General features: G+C 59.6%; 21 protein-coding genes and 1 tRNA gene. 14 read left to right on the top strand and 8 right to left on the bottom strand.

The window, feature by feature from the left end:
- Positions 1 to 26 precede the first annotated feature (26 nt).
- From K9B37_RS03170 to K9B37_RS03165, 3 genes are all read left to right on the top strand, one after another.
- The gene (locus tag K9B37_RS03170; protein WP_224311351.1) at positions 27 to 557 is read left to right on the top strand and encodes a YqhA family protein; all 531 of its coding nucleotides are present in this window, start codon (positions 27 to 29) and stop codon (positions 555 to 557) included.
- Positions 558 to 708: 151 nt separating this feature from the next.
- On the top strand, positions 709 to 933 hold the full coding sequence (locus K9B37_RS25045) for a DUF7696 family protein (protein ID WP_439651673.1): 225 nt from the start codon (positions 709 to 711) through the stop codon (positions 931 to 933).
- A gap of 29 nt (positions 934 to 962) precedes the next feature.
- On the top strand, positions 963 to 1148 hold the full coding sequence (locus K9B37_RS03165; RefSeq protein WP_224311350.1) for a hypothetical protein: 186 nt from the start codon (positions 963 to 965) through the stop codon (positions 1146 to 1148).
- Here the strand turns inward: K9B37_RS03165 and K9B37_RS03160 are convergent.
- Positions 1145 to 1663 (bottom strand): hypothetical protein, encoded by a 519-nt coding sequence (locus K9B37_RS03160; protein WP_224311349.1) that lies wholly within the window; start codon positions 1661 to 1663, stop codon positions 1145 to 1147. The two genes, K9B37_RS03165 and K9B37_RS03160, sit on opposite strands and share 4 nt — an antisense overlap.
- 340 nt (positions 1664 to 2003) lie before the next feature.
- On the opposite strand from K9B37_RS03160, the gene K9B37_RS24845 reads away from it, so the two are divergent.
- Together K9B37_RS24845 and K9B37_RS03150 are read left to right on the top strand one after the other, a co-directional pair.
- Positions 2004 to 2099, top strand: a complete 96-nt coding sequence (locus K9B37_RS24845; protein ID WP_224311570.1) for a DUF6471 domain-containing protein — start codon at positions 2004 to 2006, stop codon at positions 2097 to 2099.
- A gap of 964 nt (positions 2100 to 3063) precedes the next feature.
- Entirely contained in the window at positions 3064 to 3216 is a 153-nt protein-coding gene (locus K9B37_RS03150) for a hypothetical protein (RefSeq protein ID WP_224311348.1), read from the top strand.
- A gap of 227 nt (positions 3217 to 3443) precedes the next feature.
- On the opposite strand, the gene K9B37_RS03140 is transcribed toward K9B37_RS03150, so the two are convergent.
- The 3 genes from K9B37_RS03140 to K9B37_RS03130 form a co-directional block, all read right to left on the bottom strand.
- Positions 3444 to 3953, bottom strand: coding sequence for a DUF1993 domain-containing protein (locus tag K9B37_RS03140; protein WP_224311347.1), 510 nt, complete (start codon positions 3951 to 3953; stop codon positions 3444 to 3446).
- A 1498-nt stretch (positions 3954 to 5451) separates the two neighbouring features.
- Positions 5452 to 5814 (bottom strand): thermonuclease family protein, encoded by a 363-nt coding sequence (locus K9B37_RS24840; protein ID WP_224311569.1) that lies wholly within the window; start codon positions 5812 to 5814, stop codon positions 5452 to 5454.
- A gap of 169 nt (positions 5815 to 5983) precedes the next feature.
- Positions 5984 to 6871, bottom strand: coding sequence for a PhzF family phenazine biosynthesis protein (locus K9B37_RS03130; protein WP_224311346.1), 888 nt, complete (start codon positions 6869 to 6871; stop codon positions 5984 to 5986).
- A 623-nt stretch (positions 6872 to 7494) separates the two neighbouring features.
- Between K9B37_RS03130 and K9B37_RS03125 the strand changes: the two genes are divergently transcribed.
- The 5 genes from K9B37_RS03125 (at position 7495) to K9B37_RS24570 (ending at position 11245) form a co-directional block, all read left to right on the top strand.
- Positions 7495 to 7647: a hypothetical protein gene (locus tag K9B37_RS03125; protein WP_224311345.1), complete on the top strand. Its 153-nt coding sequence runs from the start codon at positions 7495 to 7497 to the stop codon at positions 7645 to 7647.
- Positions 7648 to 7722: 75 nt separating this feature from the next.
- Positions 7723 to 8979 carry an ABC transporter substrate-binding protein gene (locus K9B37_RS03120; protein ID WP_224311344.1) on the top strand — a complete coding sequence of 419 codons (1257 nt, stop codon included), beginning with the start codon at positions 7723 to 7725 and terminating at the stop codon, positions 8977 to 8979.
- 78 nt (positions 8980 to 9057) lie between these two features.
- Positions 9058 to 9936, top strand: coding sequence for a carbohydrate ABC transporter permease (locus tag K9B37_RS03115; RefSeq protein ID WP_224311343.1), 879 nt, complete (start codon positions 9058 to 9060; stop codon positions 9934 to 9936).
- Positions 9937 to 9968: 32 nt separating this feature from the next.
- Positions 9969 to 10781 (top strand): carbohydrate ABC transporter permease, encoded by an 813-nt coding sequence (locus K9B37_RS03110; RefSeq protein WP_224311342.1) that lies wholly within the window; start codon positions 9969 to 9971, stop codon positions 10779 to 10781.
- A gap of 329 nt (positions 10782 to 11110) precedes the next feature.
- On the top strand, positions 11111 to 11245 hold the full coding sequence (locus tag K9B37_RS24570) for a hypothetical protein (protein ID WP_255616381.1): 135 nt from the start codon (positions 11111 to 11113) through the stop codon (positions 11243 to 11245).
- Positions 11246 to 11342: 97 nt separating this feature from the next.
- Here the strand turns inward: K9B37_RS24570 and K9B37_RS03105 are convergent.
- Both K9B37_RS03105 and phhA read right to left on the bottom strand, forming a co-directional pair.
- Positions 11343 to 11418: transfer RNA gene (locus K9B37_RS03105), tRNA-Lys, on the bottom strand.
- A gap of 102 nt (positions 11419 to 11520) precedes the next feature.
- Positions 11521 to 12378 carry a phenylalanine 4-monooxygenase gene (gene phhA, locus K9B37_RS03100; protein WP_224311341.1) on the bottom strand — a complete coding sequence of 286 codons (858 nt, stop codon included), beginning with the start codon at positions 12376 to 12378 and terminating at the stop codon, positions 11521 to 11523.
- Between the two features lie 120 nt (positions 12379 to 12498).
- Here phhA and K9B37_RS03095 point away from each other — a divergent pair, with 120 nt between their 5' ends.
- Both K9B37_RS03095 and K9B37_RS03090 read left to right on the top strand, forming a co-directional pair.
- Entirely contained in the window at positions 12499 to 12975 is a 477-nt protein-coding gene (locus tag K9B37_RS03095; protein WP_224311340.1) for an Lrp/AsnC family transcriptional regulator, read from the top strand.
- 169 nt (positions 12976 to 13144) lie between these two features.
- Entirely contained in the window at positions 13145 to 13399 is a 255-nt protein-coding gene (locus K9B37_RS03090) for a hypothetical protein (RefSeq protein WP_224311339.1), read from the top strand.
- 141 nt (positions 13400 to 13540) lie between these two features.
- On the opposite strand, the gene K9B37_RS03085 is transcribed toward K9B37_RS03090, so the two are convergent.
- Positions 13541 to 13978: a YqaA family protein gene (locus K9B37_RS03085; protein ID WP_224311568.1), complete on the bottom strand. Its 438-nt coding sequence runs from the start codon at positions 13976 to 13978 to the stop codon at positions 13541 to 13543.
- 88 nt (positions 13979 to 14066) lie between these two features.
- Here K9B37_RS03085 and K9B37_RS03080 point away from each other — a divergent pair, with 88 nt between their 5' ends.
- On the top strand, positions 14067 to 14333 hold the full coding sequence (locus tag K9B37_RS03080; protein ID WP_224311338.1) for a metal-sensing transcriptional repressor: 267 nt from the start codon (positions 14067 to 14069) through the stop codon (positions 14331 to 14333).
- A 7-nt stretch (positions 14334 to 14340) separates the two neighbouring features.
- Entirely contained in the window at positions 14341 to 15447 is a 1107-nt protein-coding gene (locus tag K9B37_RS03075) for a HoxN/HupN/NixA family nickel/cobalt transporter (RefSeq protein ID WP_224311337.1), read from the top strand.
- Between the two features lie 90 nt (positions 15448 to 15537).
- Here the strand turns inward: K9B37_RS03075 and K9B37_RS03070 are convergent, their stop codons facing one another.
- Positions 15538 to 17100 (bottom strand): 2-isopropylmalate synthase, encoded by a 1563-nt coding sequence (locus K9B37_RS03070; protein ID WP_224311336.1) that lies wholly within the window; start codon positions 17098 to 17100, stop codon positions 15538 to 15540.
- Between the last annotated feature and the right edge of the window lie 253 nt (positions 17101 to 17353).

The following is a 17353-nucleotide window of genomic DNA, read 5'->3' as shown; positions in this document are numbered from 1 at the left end:
GTAGCTCAGGCAGGCCGTATGTTTCGATGATCCATTTCATTCTTTCGTTGCGCTGGATCACGCTCCTTGCTGCCGCTGGCGCGGCCATCGGAGCGCTCCTGATCTTCGGGGTTGGCGGAATCAAGCTGGCCTATGCCTTAGGGTTTGCCTTTTTGCCGAGTGAAACCAGCGGCCTCACGGTCATCGCCTCGGTTATGCAGGCCACTGACGCATTCCTGTTCGGGCTTGTGCTGATTGTCTTCGCCTATGCGATCACGTTCGGCTTTGCCTTCGATCTCCCCGAGACTGCTCGGAGCAGACTACCCCAGTGGATGCGGGTGAGCGGGATCAGCGAACTTAAGATCACGCTGATGGAGGTTATACTAGTCTACTTAGTCGTAGACTTTGCCACGGATATGGTGGAGGTCGAGACGCATGTCTCCTGGCAGATGCTGATGAAGCCAGCCGCCATTCTATGCATCGCAGCATCCCTCCGGCTTGTCTGGATCTCTCACTTAGGAAGCCAAGGGACCGTCGAAGAGGAGCCTGACAATTCAACTCACCTGGGACCAGGATAAGAGGCGAGCCAGTTTATTGACGGACTTAGCTTATCAGCTGGGGCCTTTCCCATCTTCCTGACCCTCCCAGTCAACCTGCCGTTTCTCCTAACAGGGGCTGGGGCCTGGGCCGATCAACTCTGTATTCACCCTTCCCTGCCATTTGTAGGGCATGACCTACTCCCGCGACACCACTGCCATCTCTGAGATCACTGGCGAGCCAGTGAACACCTGGTCAGAGGAATGGCGGGCCGAATGCGAGGCAGCATCTGTCCTCGCTATGTCCGCCTCAGCTCGGGATGCCTTCTTTAATGGTGATAAGGAGAATGGCCAACGAGGGGTGATTGCCGTTCGCGGGCCACAAGGAGCCGAGAACATCCGGGCCTGGATGGAGTAGCTCCAGCCCGCCCGCCTGAAGAAGCGCCAATGACCAGCGACTACGACGATTACGACCTTTCCAAAGATCCCACGATGCTGGCGATCCTCGAACGTCGGGCTCGGCGCGGCCGCATCGCAGACTACGCAGTCGTCATCGCTGCAATCCTTGGCGCGACCTTGGGATACGAAGTAAGGTGCGCGACCCGACTACGAAGTCGGTCGTTCACCAGTTAGGAAGCAGTGTCAGCAGACGGTTCTAGCCCCAGGGTGTCCCAGTCTGTGAGGGCATTGGCAAACATGGCTCCTGCGGACACGCCAGCCAATATGCCGTACAGCAGGAAGAACGCCCCTGTTCTCTCGTCAGGGTCCGCTACAGTATACAGCAGCGAGCCCGTAGAAGCTCCTACTACAGGCAGGATCAGGTAACGATAGAAACGGCGCTTTGGAATGATCAACGCGACAACGGGAAGTGCAACGAGCGTGGCTGGCACGACCGTTTGAAGAATGGAAAGCAGGAGCGCCGGGAAGACCGCGATGACAAAGATTACATAAATGAGCGCCAAGTCAGGGCTGACAAATGCGGCAACGATCAAAAATGCCACAAGAAAGAAGAGCCCAACTCCTGCGCCGGCCAGCTTCGCTAAAAGGGCGGCGAAAATAAAACTGATGGCAGAGTTTATCTGCCAAAGGACAAGGGCGACGCCTCGCATCACCAGACGACCAGATTTCGCTACCGACGGCACCGCCACCTTCCCTGCCCTACCCAATGATCATAGAGATTCAAATTGGTCGGAGCCAGTGGCTGCTCCAGCATTGCAAGGCGCCACATCATGGGCGAGCGCGGGCCGACCTGGCCAAGGCCGGCACAGGGCTGAATCGCTCCGGACACTCCACCCGCAAGCCGCGGCGATGCGGGATCTCCACCCTGCCTCAATCCGGATAGGCGTCAATGACGCTCCGCGCAGGAACGCTGCAATATAATCACAAGATCAAAATACAGTAGGAATCCACAGCTTCCGGTTTTCGATGTCTGTTTTCGCTCTTGAGCAGACGCTAGCCGCTATTTGAGTGAAGGAGACTTAACCGTACATCCGCAATAAGCTGGCGCGAGGTAAGTTCACAGCGGTCTCCTTTCTGCAATGGCTCGCTGCTATTGGTTGCTCCTCCTTGCGGTTGGAGGACTAACGATCGGCTTTAGCGCAGCCTATCGAAGCACCCTAACCCATATCCCTAGCTCATTCCCCCAGTGGCGATAGTGCCCCCAGGAGCCGCTATCCGCTTCCCACATTACAGTTCCTTATCCGCCGACATGGATTGCTCAGCCAGCTAACGCTGTACTCGGCGAGCAAGAATCCCTACCCGGCAGGACTGAAGCTGAAAAAAGGCAACCGAGATAGAAAAACGAGATCTCGCCGCCCAAGAGAGTATGGCGACGACTGCTCTCAAGGCGCTCGATGCTGCTTGGTGGCAAACCGGACTGACCTTTGTCGGTCTGTTATTCGTCGCAGGCACTCTTCACCACACCCGCCGAGCCGTGCAGGAAGCAGCTCTCGCCGCCAAAGCCGCGCAGGACGCGGTCCATTCCGAGCGGGCATGGATTACCTATTTCGGAAGTTCCGTCGGCTCATCCGACAATATTCGAATTCCTGACGGAGGGCGACCGGGACGGGTTTGGGCCATTGGATTGCGCTGGCAGAACGATGGGCGCAGCCCTGCCATGAAGGTCGGTATGTGGATTACTTCTCAGATCTTGGACGCTTGCGATCCCATCCCGACCTTTTCGGTGAAAGACGATATCACATGCGACATCATTATTGGTCCTGGCAGAGATTTCGATACCGGTAGGATTCCCCTGAGAGATCGGGATTTCCAAAGGGTCCAACGAGGAGAGGCGTTCTTGTTCGTCTGTAGTAGGGTCGAATACAGTGATGTGTTCTCTGCCGCTCGGCGGTATACTGAAGCATGCTTCTCCGTCGATATCGAAAATGGTCCTTGGCCAGGCGGGACTGTCGGGCCCGTGTTGGCCCTGCATCCCATCGGGCCACAGAACACAGCCAGCTGATGGAGCCAGCCTAACGGGAGACGCTTTATCTCACGCCGCCACCGCTTAGTGAGGTTTTCCCTTTCCGCCGCTCTGCGAAGTCGCACTATGACCCTTCAAATAGAAATGGGTCCGGTCGCCGGTGATGAGCTCGGCCATGTCGTCAATCCGGCCGATGAGATCGTTGGTGGTGAGCTTGTCACGCGATCCATGTGGGAGCGGAGCAACCTAGAGCTTCCGCAGCATTGCCACACGCTATGAGAAGCTTGCCACCAATTTTCTCTCCATGGTCCAGCGCGCCTCGCTGTGGCTGTGGCTGTGGCTGTGCGCATATGAGTCTACGGCCTAGCGAACTAAAGCGGCCCTCAAGCATATCAAAGCACGCTGGCCGAAAATGGTGACCGGGGGGCCGGAGCGAACGATATCAAAAGCCCCCAGTTCACCCGCGCTTTTGGCGTTTGGGTATCGCCCCGGCACACAGCCCAGGCTTAGGGGACTACGCCAATGAAGTCGCGCTTCCCGATTGCAATCCCGTTGTGCCGCAGAATGGCGTAGGCTGTCGTCAGATGGAAATAGAAGTTCGGCAATGCGAAATAGAGCAGATACGTCTGGCCGTTAAAGGTCCTGGTCTGCCCGCCGAGCGGCAGCGTGATCTCCCGCTCCTCCGAGCCGTCGATGCGGGCCGGTTCGATACTGTTCACGAACTCGATCACCCGGGCAAGCCGCTGTTGCAATTCATCGAAGCTCTTCTCCACGTCCTCGAATTTTGGCACCTCGAGCCCGGCAAGGCGTGCCGGAGCACCCTTGGCGTGATCCGAGGCGATTTGCACCTGACGGACAAGAGGGAACATGTCAGGAGCGAGACGATCATTGAAGAGTACCGTCGGATCGATCTTGCGTTCGGTTGCCTGAGCAACAGCCTTGTCCAGGATCGCAGACAGATTCTTGAGCCCTTGAAGGAACACGGGAACTGACGCTTGATACATCGACAGGGTCATCAAACCTCTCCAGATTGTTGGTCCCGATCCTTGGGCCTAGCGAGGTAGATCTATCTGAGCCGCAACGGCCTTGTCTACCATCGTGTCAGCTGAGGTCGGACAGCTCAAGATGCGGCTCTGTCGCAAACTCTAACTGCGGGCAGCGGTCTTGAAAATCGGTGGACGCTTCGCTCGCATGCGCACAGGTGGACCGAATGTGAGGCTCGAGCGTTTCCTTGAGCTTCGCGCTTCCAAGAGCCTTCACGATGGCTTGTGGGACGCGGGCCCACACTCGGACTGGGATCAACGGCGCAATAGTGGCGCGCTAAGCGTCATTGGCGGGCGGCCACTCCGGTGTGGAAGGTTTCTTGAGGCGAGGCCTACGCACTCCCAAAGCGAGCGGTCGTGGCGATGAGGTTGAACATTCTCATGGCCGATGGCGGCTTCATGTCGCGTATAGGCATGGGCTGATAGCAATGGACGATCATCCACCGGTCCGCGGTGTAAAACGCGCCTCTTATGCCCCTCACCAGCAGGCGGCCCGCTCTGGTCATACCAGAGTACTCGGACGCGCCCCCTTTGAAAGGACCAATACGGTGCGGTCTGTACCCGTGCTCAACCACGTCGCTCACGAAGGTGTCATGGTCCGTACGAAAGCCCTGTCGGATCTGTACATCCAGTCGGGGCGCTCCCGACCCGCGTACCAAGCGATACAACGCAAGAAGCACCTGATCCATCGTCTGCTCGGAGCGCAAGGTGATTCGCGGCTGGTGACTGTAGCCTCTCAACCCGCCAGTCCTGTGGATGGCGAAACGATATTCCCAAGGCCGTGTCGTGATACACGATGGTAACGGGTGGCTGTTGCGCTACAGCTCCTTTGCTCGAAACAGCAGCCGCGGCAAACATCAAAACCGATACAATCCTGAGCACGCGCGATTTCCTCCAACGATCTGCCGCTACGTCCGATCAATCTCTGCGGACTGACAGACAGCTATCGGCGCCAGATTTCGTCATCCGGACTGAGTAACCACCAATCCGAATGATCGGGAAAATAAGCACGCCACTGATAGCAATAGCAAGGACAGTACCGGGATCTCCACGCGGATCGCAGGAGCTTCATTGGGTTGGCAAGGATGGCAAAGCATACATCCCGCATCACTCACCTACCTGAGCGGCCTAAGGCGACGAGCAGGTATGATAATCGAGGAACGCAGTGAGCTCGATAATGAGTCTTGGCCGGGGCCGACAAAGGGCTGAATCGCTCTGGACGCTTCATCCGCATGGCGCGACAACTCGAGATATTCAACCTACCTCAGTTCGCGATCACTACCAACATGCAGAGGGAGTGATGGGTCTTCCAACTGCCAGAGAGTTTCGCGCCCTTTTCATGAGGGGCTTCGCCTGCCTTTCCTCCATTCATCCGGAGAGATGAAGGAACCTTCCCGGATGCCACCTTGTTACGGAGGCCAGCCTCCTCGTCTGATATGTTCTCTGTCGAGAAGCGACGATGTGCGATCGCCTACCCCTGCCGAACCATCCACTGATTCAAGTCCGCCCGCCTCCTGAAGCAAGTAGCCACGATACGCGCATAACGGTCAGTATCTGTTTGCCTGCAAGTGACCGTTGCTCTTCCAATTTCATCCGCTAGAGCAACGGCAGCCTTCTGACCATACCGGTACTCTTTCCGGTTTCTGCCCGGGCATGCCTGACGGCTTTCCGGAGCGTCGATTCCGTTCAGACGGATGCGCTGCCCGTGGATTTCGATCGTGTCGCCATCGATCACGGTTGCCTGTCTGGCTAGATCCTGAGCGCGGGCTCCCCTTGCGGTCAGGCATGCGAGAATGAGGAGAGCAGTCCCTAGACTGGAGCCAGGAGAAACCATGCGGCCCCGCTCAACGCGACTGAAGCTAAGCATCGAACGTTCGGGCTTGGATGGAAAAGCTCCAGATCGCCCTCCTAGAGAAGCGCCAGTAAGTTGAGGGCTGACGACCTGCATTAGGATATTCCAAGCCAGATTTCCCACACGATCAAACACGCAACTTTGAGACCGCCTAGAGCTGCGCTTCGCCCCTAAACATCGGAGCGCAGCTGCCTCCGACGCGGGAGTGGAAGCCATCCTCGGAGCGCCGCGACGTCACCTTGAGCAGGCTTGGCCGTCCCATCTCGACGCCCTGTGTAATGGTGAAGGCCGCCTCGTCTCCGCCGTCGAGCGAGAGCAGCAGCGCGCCGAGCGTGGCGCTTGCACTACCTGTGGCCGGATCCTCCCAAGTCCCGGCGAGAGGTGCGAACATCCGTGCCCGGATGGTCTGGCCATCACGCGCATATAAGAACAGCGACAAGCGCCCGGCCAGCTCGCTACGCTGCCGCACGAGCTTGCGGAAAACCGTGAGATCGGGCGTGGCTCCGGCGAGAGCTTCGGGCGCGACCTGCGACAGCACGAACTTGACACCGACCGAGGCCTGTACCGGATTGTGGGCCGCTGTAATGATATCGTTGACTGCAAGGCCGGCGCAGGCGGCGATCTCATCGGCCGGCAATTCGATACCGAAAGACAAGGCCTGCGGCGCCGCGATCACTGCGCCTGTCACCGCTCCGGTCGCATCACGCTCCACTGCGATTTCGACGAGGCCAGCCATCTGCTCGAAGCGCAGTATGCCGTCGCGGTCGCGGCCATGGCGCGCCAGTACACAGGCCGTGCCAACGTTGGGATGGCCGGCAAACGGCATTTCGGCTGTGCGATGGAAGATGCGCACACGCGCGTCATTGGCCGGATCATCCGCTGGCAGGACGAACGTGGTCTCGCTGTAATTCATCTCCGCTGCTAGCGCCTGCATCTGCACGTCGGAAAGTCCGCGTGCATCGGTGAAGACAGCGAGCGGATTGCCGCCGAAGGGGCGGTCAGTGAAGACATCGACAGTCTCGTACGGGAAGCGGGGCATAGCAGGCTCCGAAGGCGGATGAGGCTCGGCCGTTCCTACCAGCCACGTCTTCCGAAAGCCAATGAAGCGATGGAATGCGATCCATCAGCCTTGGTAATTGTAGTCCGGTCTTGCTTCTTGGGGCCTTCAATTTCTCAGCCGTTTGATGCGCGCGCCGGCCTGGCCAAGGCCGGCACAGGGCTGAATTGCTCCGGGGGCTTCACCCACCCGCCGCGACAATGCAGGATCTCCTCCCTACCTCTGTCGGGTAAGCGTCAATGACGCTCCGCGCATGCATAAAGCAACACAATCACAAAGCCGCGATACTGTCGGAATATACAGCTTGTGGCTCATCCTAGACTTGCCTCTGCTCAATGTCCGCTTGTGATCCTAGGAAACCTTTCAGTCGGACCCGTCGTTTGGGTGGGCCCGATCAAATGTATTTCCAAATCAGGCAGCGGCGCACTACCGCTGGAACCGCTCCGTTCGGCCGAGGTGACCCCGCGCGGTTAATCGCGAAGGTCGAGGCTAACCCCATCAACGTCCAACCAGCTTCGTGCATTGTTCAGCGTAGCGGGCACTTAGGCCGGTATCCGAGCGAGAATACTGCCAATCTTGCACAGACCGTCGGTTGTCAGCTCCAGATGGCCGAAGCGGGCGCCAAGACGCCGCTCGGACCGACGCATTACGCCGGCGACAAGCTTGAAGGACATGGTGGCGCTGGTATGGCACGCTTGCAGCAGCAGCTTGCTGCTCCAGGTATGCAGCAGTATGAACTGCACGCAAACCTGCAGTGATTGCCCGCCAGGCTGTCTGTTACGGAATCCGGCGACATGCAGGCGTACGGATTTACCGCTTTAATGGGAGGAAAAATGAGAACGACTTTGAAATTCGGCCTGACCCTGGCCCTCGGACTGAGCCTAAGCGGTGGGGTGCAGGCCCAGACGAAGGAAATACGCGTCCTTCTGGCCAATCATCCGTATGGCGACATCCTCAAGGCAGAGATTCCCCAATTCGAGAAGCAGAGCGGCATCAAGGTCAATGTGGAGAGCCTGCAGGAAAGCCAGCTCACGACCAAATTGACCACCGAGTTCGCCACGAATTCGTCGTCGGTCGATGTGTTCATGACGCGACCGTTGCAGGACGGAAAGCTCTTCGCAAAAAACAAGTGGTATGAACCCTTGGCCGGTTATGACTTCTCGGATTACCCGGCCAATACGGTGAGCATTGTTACATACGACGGCAAGCCGAACATCGTTCCGCTGGTCACCGAATGGCAGGTTCTGTTCTATCGCAAGGATCTTCTTGCCGCCGCTGGCATCAAGGTCCCGGCGAATTTCGACGAGTTGGAGGCCGCTGCGGCGAAGCTCAATACCGGCGGTGTTGCGGGCCTCGCTTCCCGCGGCAAGGGCGCGGCAGCCGTGACGCAGCTCTCCAGCTACATCTATAATTTCGGCGGTCAGTATCTCGACAAGGGCGTAGCGGTCTTCGACTCGAAAGAGGCCGTCGACGGCTTCCGCTTTTACGGCAAGGTCGTCGGGAGCTACGGTCCCCGCGGTGTGACGTCGATGTCGTGGGAAAACATCCTGCCGCTGTTCCAGGCCGGTCGTATCGCGATGTGGACGGATGCCTCCGTCTTTTATGGCCAGCTGACCGATCCGGCAAAGACGTCGCTCGGAGCAGACAAGATCGGGATCGCCAACTTCCCGGCCGGACCAAAGACCAATACCCCCTTCTACGCGACCTCCTGGGGGCTCGCCATGGCGAGCCAGTCGAAGAAGAAGGACTTGGCGAAGACCTTCCTCGAGTGGGCCACCAGCAAGGAACTCGCGGCCAAGGCGATGGTCGCCAACATCACGATGGCACGGACTTCCGTTTGGGAGGATCCGGCTGTCGTGGCCAAGGTCGATCCCGGCCTCGTCGAGACGCGTGCGTTCGTGGCAAAGAACGGCGTTCCGACCGACAGGCCCTTCATGAGTGCCGTCGGTGAGGCCCGCGACCTGATCGGTGAGATCATTATTGAATCGATCAACACCAAGGGCGCGTCGCCGCAAATCGACGAGATGGCAAAGGACCGTGCCGCCAAGGTCAACACGCTGCTGCGCGACACAGGCGAGTATGGGCAATAAGAGCCCGAAGTGCCGCGCCGCTCCAGAGCGGCGCGGCATTGATCCGAAATACCTAGCGCTTGCACCCGTCTGGAATTCATGACCCATAACAGCTACGCGGACAGCAATATCCGTTGGATCTATCCCCTGCCGGCGATCCTGTTCGTCGCGCTGCTGATGGTCTTCCCGGTCCTCTACACCACCTATATCAGCCTGACGAACTGGACGCTGACGTCAGGCGCAGCGCCGTCATTTGTCGGCCTCGCCAATTACGGTCAGGTGTTGGTCGAGCCGCGCTTTCTGCAGGCGCTGTGGCGCACGATGGTTTTCACCATCTCGGCCGTGGCGGTAGAGGCCGTACTAGGAGTGGCGGCCGCTCTGTTGCTGAACCGCGTCTTCGTGGGTCGGAACCTAGTGAAACTGCTGCTTCTCCTGCCTCTGGTCGCGACACCGGTCGCGGTGGGAATCGTGTTCAACCTTTTCTACGATCCGACGATCGGGCTGGCTAATTATGTTCTGGAATCGCTCGGGCTGCCGGCCAGTTCCTGGATTTCCGATGCCCGCACCGTGCTGTTTTCCCTCGTGATCGTGGACGTGTGGCAATGGACGCCCATGATCACGCTGATCGTGCTCGCCGGCCTCGCGGCCCTTTCCGACGAGCCGGCAGAGGCCGCGCGGATCGACGGCGCAAGCGAATGGCAGATTATCCGGCTCATTACGATCCCGATGGTGATGCCGGTCATCGTCACGGCCGTCATTCTGCGCCTGATCGATGCCCTCAAGACCTTCGACATCATTTTCGCCATGACAGGCGGAGGCCCGGGCTACGCCTCGGAGACGCTCAACCTTATCGGTTACAAATACAGCTTCGAGTATTTCCGCATGGGGCAGGCCGCCGTCATCCTGGTGGTGCTCTTTCTCATCGTACTTGCGTGCAGCGTGGCGATCACACGGCTGAGCAAGCGAACGGCAGCCTGAACGGCGGATCCAGCGCGAGGCAGGAATCGATCATGAAAAAAGTTGGATTCAAGATTCTGTTTTACGGCGCGGTCGTCCTGCTGGCGGCAATCGTCCTGATGCCTTTCCTTTGGATGCTGATCTCCTCGCTGAAGACCCAGGTGGACATCGTCGCCTGGCCGCCCAAATTCGTCTTCAGCCCGACGACCCAGAACTATTACAAGGTTTTCGCAGAGCAGGATTTCATCCGGTACTTCTTCAATTCGACCATCGTGGCTGTTTTCGCCGTGGGCGTGTCGCTCTTGCTTGGTCTTCCGGCGGCCTATTCCATCGCCCGCTTCTCGCAACGGCGGCTCGCGCTGACGATCTTGCTGGCGCGACTGATGCCAGGCATCTCCTTCCTGATGCCCTGGTACATCATCTTCTCCCGCCTCGGCCTCATGGACACCTACGTCGCGCTGGTGCTGAGCCACGTTCTGATCGCTCTTCCCATCGTGGTCTGGATCATGTCGAGCTACTTCGAGACCATTCCCATGGAGCTCGAGGAATCGGCGATGGTCGATGGCGCATCGCGCAACTACATCTTCCTCCGAATCATTCTTCCCCTGTCTGGACCCGGCATCATCACGGCCACGACCCTGGCCTTCATCTTCTCCTGGAACAACTTCCTCTTTTCCCAGGTGCTCAGCATGGAGAAGACCAGAACGCTTCCGATCGCCGTGTTCAACTTCCTCTCCTATGCCGATATCGACTGGGGCGGCGTCATGGCAGCCTCCGTTGCGATCATGGCGCCTGCCCTTGTCCTGACGATGATTTTCCAACGCTATGTCGTGAGCGGTCTCACCATGGGAGCCGTCAAGGGATAGCCCAAGGCAGCCACTCCCGGCGGCTTGCCTTCCACTTCAACCAGGGGCGTTTGCGGAGGCTGCCGCCGTTAACAAGTGGCTGTTCAACAAGGACACGGTCGACAAGGTGCTTGAACACCTGATGACCCACAGCCTCAAGGTGGCCAATGGCGACCGCATCGGGAAAACCATCGTCTTCGCCAAGAACCACGATCACGCGCAGTTCATCGCCTCAAGGTTTGACGAAAACTATCCGCACCTGAGGGGGACCTTTGCGCGTGTCATCGACTTCAAGACCGAATACGCCCAGTCCCTGATCGATGATTTCAGCCAGGCGGAGAAGGCCCCCCATGCGGCACTACTCGAAGGACGTGAACAAGCGCCGACTGGCGGTCAACGCTATGAAGAAGCTCGAGGCAGGTTGGCAGGATACGCGGAAGCAATTGTTTGGCGGGACGGTGCACCGCCTCGTCAAGAACAGCTGACGAACGCAGTTTGGCAACCAGGGCCTCTATTTTGGCAATGCGTCGCCAATGGCAACGCCCCCGACTTCTTTGAAAGCCTTATTTCTCAAGGAAGAAATGGTGGGTGTACAAGGACTCGAACCTTGGACCCGCTGATTAAGAGTCAGCTGCTCTACCAACTGAGCTATACACCCGTCGCCGAAGCGAATTCGGCGATGCGTTGTCCGCCGAAGAGGTCGTGCGTGTAACAAACGGCACGGCTGCTGTCTACCCCATTCAGAGAGGTTTTTGCATACTCATGCCGCCGATTTCGGCTTGGCGCGATGATAGCTCCCATCCCCGCGCGACAGCACCCGGTCTTCCGGCTGGAGATCGCCCGGCTTGATGTCCTCCTGCGCCTCCAGGTCACGCCAGAGGGGGAGCAGGCGGTCGAGGTCGAGGCTCGGCCAAGCTTCGATGCCATCGAGGACGAAATAGGTCTCCTGGTAGTCGTCGATCCGGTAGAGGGTCCGCATGACGCGGCCGAGGTCGAAGGCCACACGGTTCGGAGAGGGGCTGTCGAGGGAAAAAACTGTCTCGCCAGGGGAGGACGCGATTCCGGCGCCTACGATCCGCAGTCCCTCGGGCGTCTGAGCGAGGCCGAACTCCACAGTATACCAGTAGAGCCGCGCCAGACGCTTCAATGCTCCATGCTCGGCCGCCACGAGACCCGCTCTGCCGTATGCTTCAAGGTAGTCCGCGTAGATCGGCTGCATGATCAATGGGACGTGGCCAAACACGTCATGAAAGATGTCGGGCTCTTCGATGTAGTCGATCTGCTCCGGCTTGCGGATCCAGAAGCCTGCCGGAAATTTGCGGGCAGCCAGGAGCCGAAAGAAGGCGAGATCCGGGATTAGCCCCGGCACCGCCACTACTTCCCAGCCTGTCGCGTTCTTTAGACGCTGGTTCATGACGCGGAAGTCCGGAATTCCCTCTTCCCCTATACCGAGACGGTCCAGGCCCTCCAGGAATTGGTCTGCGATACGCCCTTTGAGAATCTCCCGCTGACGCCGCGCCAGGGTTCTCCAGGTGGCATGATCTGTGTCTGTGTAGTTCTCGAAGCCTTGAGATACCAAGTAGTCCCGGGGATCATCGCTGCCGGTCGCGGAATTCATAGCCGTCTCCTCTGGTGCTGGTCCGAGGATATCACCCCCTTATCGTCATGATTCGCCGTTTTGTTCCCACTCTTGTCCCGTTAAGGTCAGATAATGACCCATAATCGACATGAGGCAGCGATGCAGCGCCCCCTCTCTCCTTCCGACCGTCGTATTCTCCGCATCCTGCAGAGCGATGGCCGCATCACCAATTCCGCGCTCGCGGAAAAGGTGGGTCTCGCGGCTTCTCCGTGCCTGCGGCGCCTGAAGGCTCTGGAGGAAGACGGAGTGATCGAGGGCTACCGTGCCATGGTCAACCGCAAGGTCCTCGGCTTCGGCGTCGAGGCCTTCGTGTTCATCAAGCTGGAACAGTCGGAGCCCGGCTGGCGCACGCGGCTGGTAGAACGACTGAAGGGCTACGAAGAGGTGATTGCCTGCCATGCCCTTGCAGGCGAGATCGATCTGCTCGTCCATGCGGTCGCAAGAGATATCGAGAGCTTCGGCGAGTTCACCATGAATCGCCTGCTCACCCTTCCCGGCGTGGCCGACGTGCGGTCGAGCTTTGTGCTGTCGAACATCAAGCCGATGGCGCCGATCCCGGTGCCCGACCATTCGTGAGCCCGCATTGACATACGCCGCTCACCCAGAGGAGCCCCGCACGGGGCAGAAAGTGGCGCTCTGTCGCAATTTGTTCAGTCCTCGTCCCCATCGATCAAGCACGCCTCTGCCGCTATGCAGGAAATGAACCGAGGTGCATCCTATGTTCCGTTATCCAGGGAGAGGAACCATGAAGCTCGCGTTTCTGGCGACGATACTCGGCGTCATGATCGCTGCGGCACCCACCTCGGCGCAGCGTGGCGCCGATCCGTTCACAGCCTCCGGAGAAATTCGGATCCCGTCTCAGCGACAACTCGAACGAGAGGTCTTTACCGAACCTGGAAATGACTTCTCGTCGATCGATTCCGTTGCCGACGGCGAAATGGACCGCATGAACCGCGAGATCGACAATCTCGTCGACCGTGGCATTTGCAACGGGTGCTGACGGCAGGCGGGGCCTGGCGCGCGAAGGTGAAGGATCGGCGCGAGCTTGAGGGATCGGCGCAACACGCGCCACGTGGAATCCCGAACCCTGATGTGATCTGCAGCTGCGCACCGATAATTGCCGCCGCATAGAGACCTGAAACTACATCCAGCCGAGTGCGAGCGCGGCGACGGCCAAGTATCGAAGAGTCTTGGCTATTCCGATCAGGATGACGAAGACGAGGAAGGGCTCCCGCAGGACGCCCGCGACGACGGTGAGCGGGTCGCCGATGACCGGCATCCATGACAATAGCAGCGACCAGCGCCCATAGCGGCGATACCAGCGCTCTGCCCTGGCGACTTGATCCTTGGTGACGGGAAACCAGCGTCGTCCCTCGAAACGAGAGATGAATCGCCCGAGGAGCCAATTGAGGCATGAGCCGAGGATATTGCCGAGGCTGGCCGCAACGAGCAGTGTCCCTACGTGATAACGCCCGGCGAGAAGCATGCCGAACAGCACCGCTTCGGACTGAAATGGAAAAATCGTCGCCGACAGGAAGGCGACACCGAACAGGCCGGCATATTCGGCCGCATGCTCCATCAATTCACCCGAACCGCGACAATCGCCATCATTGCCATCCTCCACCCGTTCCCTTGAAATATCCCCTCCGGGGGGATAGGACATCAACATGATCCATGCAAGCCATCCCGACATCATCGCGCGCCTCAAGCGGGCGCATGGCCACCTCGCTTCCGTCATTCAAATGATCGAGGCCGGTCGTCCCTGTGCCGATCTCGCCCAGCAGCTTCATGCCGTGGAAAAGGCGATCGCCGGCGCCAAGCGAGAGCTCATTCAGGACCATATCGACCATTGCCTAGAGGATGCCGCCGGCCAGAACGGCCGTGGGGCAAAAGCCGCTCTCGCAGAGTTCAAGACCCTGACCAAGTATCTTTGAGATCCCGATGCCCGATATCGCCCAGATTCTCCAATCCGGCGGCAACGGTTGGCTCTACCTGCCGCTTGCCGTTCTCCTCGGCGCACTGCATGGGCTGGAGCCCGGCCATTCAAAGACGATGATGGCGGCCTACATCGTCGCCATCCGCGGCACCATCGCACAAGCAACTTTGCTCGGCATCTGCGCGGCTCTCTCCCATTCGCTGATCGTCTGGATCGTGGCCATGCTCGGCCTGTCGCTTGGGCGCGAAATCCTGAATTCGCATTTCGAGGCGTGGTTGCTGATCGCCTCTGGAATGATCATCCTCAGCATCGCCGCGTGGATGCTCTGGCGCACGGGTCGCAGCCTCGGCTGGTTTGGGCATCAACGTCCCCACGACCATCATCACGACGAGGCTCGGATCGTCGATACCGGCCACGGCGCCGTGGAGCTTTCGATCTTCGAGGACAACGTGCCGCCCCGCTGGCGCCTGCGTACGCTGAGCGGCAAAACATGGAAGACCGCCGATGTCGCCGTCGAGACCGATCGCGGAGATGGCTCGGGTGAGCGGTTCAGCTTCGTCGAACGTGAAGGATATCTTGAATCCTTAAGGGAGATTCCGGAACCGCACGAGTTCACAGTTCGCCTGCGACTTTCGCATGGCAATCACGCCCATGCATACGCGCTTAGCTTCAGTGAGCACGCGCACGGTCATCACCATACGCATTTTGACGAAGACGCTCACGAACGCGAACATGCCGATCAGATCGCGCGCCAACTCGCCACCAACGGCGATCAGGTCACGACCTGGCAGATCGCACTCTTCGGCATCACCGGCGGATTGATCCCCTGCCCGGCCTCGATCACCGTGCTGCTGATCTGCCTTCAGCTCGGACAAGTCACACTCGGCGCAGCCACCGTCGCCGCCTTCAGCCTCGGACTGGCGATCACCATGGTGACGGTCGGCGTCGCAGCCGCATGGGGCGTGCAGCATGCCTCGAAACGGATCAGTTTCTCGGATCGTGTGCTCCGCCGCCTTCCGCTCGCCTCGGCCGGGCTCGTTGCAGCAATCGGCACGATCATGCTCGTGCAGGGCGTGGTGGATCTTTCGGCTCCGGCGACAATGCTCTCGTAGGAGTTGAGATCCCATGCCTCACATCTGGATCTCGGGGCATTCCGAGATCCAGATGTGAGTATTTGAAAAAGTGATGCCTCAGCGGCCCGGCTATTCCGCAGCTTGCGCGTGCAAACGGGCGCCGCGGCTCAGGAGCTTGTTGAGGGCGCCCAGATAAGCCTGGGCCGAGGCCACCAGCGTATCGGGATCGGCGGCGCGGGACGTCACGCTGCGATCATCGGCGGACAAGCGCACCGAAACCTCGGCCTGAGCGTCGGTTCCCTCGGTCACCGCGTGAACCTGATAGAGTTCGAGCGCGGCCTCGTGGGGTACCAGTGCCTTGATGGCGTTGAACGTGGCGTCCACCGGGCCGTTGCCCTCCTGCTCTTCGGTGATGATGCGGTCATCGACCTGGAGCTTCATGGTGGCGCGCTGCGGGCCCCGCGTGCCGGCGACGATCGAGAGCGAGACCAGCTTGATACGATCATGAGCCATCGCAATGTTCTGATCGACCAGAGCCTCGATATCCTCGTCGTAAACGTGCTTCTTGCGGTCGGCGAGTTCCTTGAAACGCTCGAAGGCGTCCTGGAACTGGTTGTCGGAAAGCTTGTAGCCCAGCTCGTCCAGCTTGTTGCGGAAGGCAGCGCGGCCCGAATGCTTGCCCATGACGAGGCTGGTCTTCGTGACGCCGACGCTCTCCGGCGTCATGATTTCATAGGTCTGGGCATGCTTGAGCATGCCGTCCTGATGAATACCGCTCTCGTGCGCGAAGGCGTTCCGGCCGACGATGGCCTTGTTGTACTGCACCGGGAAGGACGTAGCAGCCGATGCGAGCTTCGAGGCGCGGGTCAGCATCGCGGACTCGATGCCAGTCTCGTAGGGCAGCACGTCACCGCGGGTCTTGATCGCCATGACGATCTCTTCCAGCGCGGCATTACCGGCGCGCTCACCGATGCCGTTCAGCGTGCACTCGATCTGACGCACGCCGCCTTCCAGTGCCGCAAGAGAATTGGCGACGGCCAAACCGAGATCGTTGTGGCAGTGAGCGGAGAAGATCGCCCTGTCGGCATTGGGGACGCGCTCGCGGACGGCGCGGAACATGGCGCGGTACTCGTCGGGCGTCGCGTAGCCCACCGTGTCGGGCAGATTGATCGTCGTGGCGCCGGCCTTGATGGCGGCCTCGACGCAGCGGCAGAGATATTCAATTCCGGTGCGCGTGGCATCCATGGCCGACCATTCCACGTCCGCGACCAGATTGCGCGCCTGGCCGACCGTGGTGGTGATGATCTCCAACACTTCTTCTTCGGTCTTGCGCATCTGGTGCGCCAAGTGGATCGACGATGTGGAGACGAAGGTGTGGATTCTCGGGCGCTGCGCTTCGCGTACCGCCTCACCGGCCCGTGCGATATCGGCCGTGATAGCTCGAGCTAAACCCGCAACCGTCGCCCGCTTCACCTGCTTGGCAATGAGGGACACAGCTTCGAAATCGCCGTTCGAAGCGATGGGAAAGCCAGCCTCGATGATATCGACACCCATGGTGTCGAGCAGCTCGGCCACTTCCAGCTTCTCTTCCAGAGTCATCGTCGCGCCGGGGCATTGCTCGCCGTCGCGCAGGGTCGTGTCGAAGATCAATACGCGGTCCTTGGAGGAGCCGGCAGTGGGGGAAACGGTCATCAATCTCTTCCTTCTCGGGGTGAGCGGCATAGGCGCTCCAGGCTGGTTTCTCTTCACGAACCCCTGAGAGCCCAGGCGACAGCGCCCAGCCGACCCTCAGGGGCGACTAAGGAGAAGGAGACCAAGGAGGCGCGCGGAACCGGCCGCCGAAGCGGTGCCGATCGTCCTGGCGCTGTGGGAGCCGATGAACATCGCGTCCCATTCCTCCTGAAGACCGCGTCCGTCGCAGTCCGGACCCGTTGTACCGACGCTT

The organism is Microvirga puerhi, assembly GCF_020089865.1.
GTDB classification, from domain to species: Bacteria; Pseudomonadota; Alphaproteobacteria; order Rhizobiales; family Beijerinckiaceae; genus Microvirga; species Microvirga puerhi.
This window is presented reverse-complemented; position numbering and strand designations above follow the sequence as displayed.

Coding starts and splice junctions, on each gene's coding strand:
- K9B37_RS03170 (WP_224311351.1), top strand. CDS start 27: ATGATCCATTTCATTCTTTCGTTGCGCTGGATCACGCTCCTTGCTGCC.
- K9B37_RS25045 (WP_439651673.1), top strand. CDS start 709: ATGACCTACTCCCGCGACACCACTGCCATCTCTGAGATCACTGGCGAG.
- K9B37_RS03165 (WP_224311350.1), top strand. CDS start 963: ATGACCAGCGACTACGACGATTACGACCTTTCCAAAGATCCCACGATG.
- K9B37_RS03150 (WP_224311348.1), top strand. CDS start 3,064: ATGACCCTTCAAATAGAAATGGGTCCGGTCGCCGGTGATGAGCTCGGC.
- K9B37_RS03140 (WP_224311347.1), bottom strand. CDS start 3,953: ATGACCCTGTCGATGTATCAAGCGTCAGTTCCCGTGTTCCTTCAAGGG.
- K9B37_RS24840 (WP_224311569.1), bottom strand. CDS start 5,814: ATGGTTTCTCCTGGCTCCAGTCTAGGGACTGCTCTCCTCATTCTCGCA.
- K9B37_RS03130 (WP_224311346.1), bottom strand. CDS start 6,871: ATGCCCCGCTTCCCGTACGAGACTGTCGATGTCTTCACTGACCGCCCC.
- K9B37_RS03125 (WP_224311345.1), top strand. CDS start 7,495: ATGGCCGAAGCGGGCGCCAAGACGCCGCTCGGACCGACGCATTACGCC.
- K9B37_RS03120 (WP_224311344.1), top strand. CDS start 7,723: ATGAGAACGACTTTGAAATTCGGCCTGACCCTGGCCCTCGGACTGAGC.
- K9B37_RS03115 (WP_224311343.1), top strand. CDS start 9,058: ATGACCCATAACAGCTACGCGGACAGCAATATCCGTTGGATCTATCCC.
- K9B37_RS03110 (WP_224311342.1), top strand. CDS start 9,969: ATGAAAAAAGTTGGATTCAAGATTCTGTTTTACGGCGCGGTCGTCCTG.
- K9B37_RS24570 (WP_255616381.1), top strand. CDS start 11,111: ATGCGGCACTACTCGAAGGACGTGAACAAGCGCCGACTGGCGGTCAAC.
- phhA (WP_224311341.1), bottom strand. CDS start 12,378: ATGAATTCCGCGACCGGCAGCGATGATCCCCGGGACTACTTGGTATCT.
- K9B37_RS03095 (WP_224311340.1), top strand. CDS start 12,499: ATGCAGCGCCCCCTCTCTCCTTCCGACCGTCGTATTCTCCGCATCCTG.
- K9B37_RS03090 (WP_224311339.1), top strand. CDS start 13,145: ATGAAGCTCGCGTTTCTGGCGACGATACTCGGCGTCATGATCGCTGCG.
- K9B37_RS03085 (WP_224311568.1), bottom strand. CDS start 13,978: ATGGAGCATGCGGCCGAATATGCCGGCCTGTTCGGTGTCGCCTTCCTG.
- K9B37_RS03080 (WP_224311338.1), top strand. CDS start 14,067: ATGATCCATGCAAGCCATCCCGACATCATCGCGCGCCTCAAGCGGGCG.
- K9B37_RS03075 (WP_224311337.1), top strand. CDS start 14,341: ATGCCCGATATCGCCCAGATTCTCCAATCCGGCGGCAACGGTTGGCTC.
- K9B37_RS03070 (WP_224311336.1), bottom strand. CDS start 17,100: ATGACCGTTTCCCCCACTGCCGGCTCCTCCAAGGACCGCGTATTGATC.